The 2,220-nt window shown below is 29.5% G+C and carries 2 protein-coding genes; one reads left to right on the forward strand and one right to left on the reverse strand.

Annotation, left to right across the window (positions count from 1 at the left end; translation table 11 throughout):
• The coding region (locus AB2369_RS13030; protein WP_367666900.1) for an LTA synthase family protein at positions 1-1,687 on the forward strand (1,687 nt) is incomplete at its 5' end.
• 16 nt (positions 1,688-1,703) lie between these two features.
• Here the strand turns inward: AB2369_RS13030 and AB2369_RS13035 are convergent.
• Positions 1,704-2,220: hypothetical protein (locus AB2369_RS13035; protein ID WP_367666901.1), on the reverse strand; the 517-nt coding region annotated here is incomplete at its 5' end.

A 2,220-nucleotide genomic window follows, 5' to 3' on the forward strand; every position in this document is an offset into this window, starting at 1 on the left:
CTATGGACAATCATCTTATTTCTTTAAATATTATGGCGCTTTTATTTTGTGTTTTATGTGCTTCTATTTCTTATTTAAGAACAAAGGTAAACTTTGGTATCTAATAGGAATAAACTTTTTCTTAACCCTTTTAATCCTAGTTGATCTTTGGTATTTTAGAGGCTTTAACACAGTACCATCTCTTACAATAGTAAAACAAACTGCTAATCTAGATAATTTATCTGGTTCTATTTTCTCTATGATGAGCTTTATTGATTTAATTTTTGTAATAGATATAGCAGTTCTTTTAATTCTCTCAATAAAATTAAAAAACTTCTATATGGATGGAACACGGAAGTTTTCTTTCTTCCTTATATCTTTAATCTTAGGAGTGGCGTACCTTTCTTATATTCCTTTTATGACCAATGTATTAAAAAAGGATGTATCAGATAGTTACATATACGGCATGTATGATCCCAATGATACAGTTAGATACTTTTCTCCTATAGGATACCATGTATTTAATGTATATCAAGTGTACAAGGATTCTAAGCCTTATATACTCTCTGAGAGTGAAATTGAGGAAATTAATACTTGGTTTGATGAAAAGAAAGAAAATCTTCCTGATAATGAATATAAGGGAATGTATAAAGACAAAAATTTAATAGTAATTCAATGGGAATCCCTTGAGAGCTTTGTTATAAATCAAAAAGTTAATGGTCAAGAGATTACCCCTAACCTTAATAAACTTCTTTCAAAGAGTCTTTACTTCCCTCACATAAAGGAACAAGTTAATGAGGGTACAAGCTCCGACGCAGATTTAATGGTGAATACTTCTATGTATCCTTTAAGACAAGGTAGTACATTCTTTAGTTATCCAAATAATACCTATAAATCTTTACCTAATCACTTAGAGGATATGGGGTATTCAACCATAGGTATCCACCCAGATAAAGGACCTTTCTGGAACTGGATGGAAGGATTAAAGGGTATAGGTTTTGATAAACTTGTGGATTATTATAGCTTTAATATAGATGAAACCATAGGTCTTGGTTTAAGTGATGGTTCCTATTTTAAACAAATAGTACCTATGTTAAAGGAACAAGAAAGTCCTTTTTATTCCTTCATGGTTACTCTAACAAGTCATGGACCTTTTGACTTACCTAAGGAATACAGAGAATTAGACTTACCTCAGGAGTTAGATGAGAACCACTTAGGTGGATATTTCCAAAGTATAAACTATACAGATAAACAGCTTGGTATGTTCTTAGACTCCTTAGAAAAAGAAGGTATTCTTGATAACTCTGTTGTAGTTATAGAAGGTGACCATACTGGAGTTCATAAGTATTATAATGATAAAATTTCTACCCTATCTAATCAAGAGGATTGGTGGAAGGATGTAACTTGGGATACTCCTTTACTTATATATGATAAAAATGCTTCTAACGGAAAGCAATTTGATATAATTGGTGGACAAGTAGATATAATGCCAACTTTATTATATCTAATGGGTGTTCCTAGAGAAGAATTTGAAGATTCTACTATGGGTAAAGTTCTTGTAAATACTGAAAAGAATTATTCAGTTTTAACAGATAAAACTGTAGTTGGAGACTTTACACCAGAAGAAGAAGAACATGCAATAAAAGGTCTCGACATAGCTAATAAAATAATAAAGAGTGATTATTTTAAAAACTACTATAAAAAATAAAAAATAGCTCAAGGTTTTACCTTGAGCTATTTTCTTTACTAATAAATATTAAATCACTTAGACCTATATTCAGTTCTTCTAACCCCTTATCTAGCTTGTCTTTAGTCTCCTCATAAGACTCACTACTTCTACTTATAAATATTATGGTATCTAAAGCTCCTATATATTTATCATGAATAAACTTACTCTCATCACTATGATTTAAAAGAGCCACCTTATTTCTCTCTTCCTGAAGTTTCTCTATGGATTCTTTTGTATTCTTTCCTTCCTTTATATTATTCACAAGATTAATTACATCTCCTGAGATTTTAGATATATCTCTATAATAAGAATACTCTGTCTTATATCTATTTATTTCGTAACTTATAGGTTTTTTTACTACTAATAAATTATATGTACTAAACCCTACAGTAAGTATAAGAAAAACAATCAATACAAACTTTATCAATCCTTTTATAAACTTAATCACTATAAACAATAATATTAGTAGAACAATTATAAGAATTATATTTTCTCCTTGAAGTGATATCATT

This window comes from Clostridium sp. (assembly GCF_040797585.1).
In the GTDB taxonomy this organism is placed as follows: Bacteria; Bacillota; Clostridia; order Clostridiales; family Clostridiaceae; genus Clostridium_Z.